This window comes from Kitasatospora sp. MY 5-36, from assembly GCF_001182915.1.
In the GTDB taxonomy this organism is placed as follows: Bacteria; Actinomycetota; Actinomycetes; order Streptomycetales; family Streptomycetaceae; genus Kitasatospora.
Genome location: NZ_LFVW01001395.1, coordinates 1 through 645 on the forward strand (window position 1 = coordinate 1; position 645 = coordinate 645).

The window sequence follows — 645 nt, forward strand, 5'->3', positions numbered from 1 at the left end:
GGCCTGCCGGAGCCGGCCGGGTCCGACGGGGACGCTCCCGGCGCCTCGGACGGATCGGCGCCGCACCCGCCCGCCAGCAGCCCGGCGACGGCCAGCGCCGCGGCCAGTGCCCGCGTCCGTGCCTGCTCCCACGTCCGCGTCCGTGCCCACGCCCGTACCGGCGCCCGCCCGAAGGCCCTCATCCGCCACCACTCCGCAATCGACCAGCACGTGGAACAACCCGTGGAAAAACCAGTGGAGCACCCCGGAGGAAACGCCGCTGCCCGGCACCCCTCCCCGGGGTACCGGGCAGCGTAGCGCCGCCGGACGGGCGCTCAGGACGGCTTGGCCAGCGCCTCGGCCAGGAACTGCGCCGCCTGCCGGACCAGCCGCAGCCGCTCCCGGTCGGGGGTGAAGTCCTGCACGTTGTCCGAGATCCGCACGTCGGCCTTGGCCGCCGCTCCGGGGCCGGCCTTCAGCGCGGACTGGAGCTTGCGGGCCGCGTCCAGCCCGGCGGAGTCGGCCTTGGCGGCGGCCAGCAGCAGCTTGGCGGAGCTGCCGGCCGGGGCCTCGGCGCCGGTCTGGGTGAGCGCGATGGCGTCGTAGCGGCCGGAGACCGCCGCGGCCGCGCCGTACAGGTCGGGCCGGGACAGTCCGGCGGCGGCC

Annotated in this window: 1 protein-coding gene and 1 pseudogene; both read right to left on the reverse strand. The window is 77.7% G+C overall.

The genetic code is table 11. The features are described 5' to 3' along the window. Nucleotides 1–182 (reverse strand): annotated as a pseudogene (locus AE652_RS48910) (hypothetical protein); the annotation flags it as partial. A 132-nt stretch (nucleotides 183–314) separates the two neighbouring features. Then, a partial coding sequence (locus AE652_RS42635; RefSeq protein ID WP_049661720.1) for a hypothetical protein occupies nucleotides 315–645 on the reverse strand: 331 nt, incomplete at its 5' end.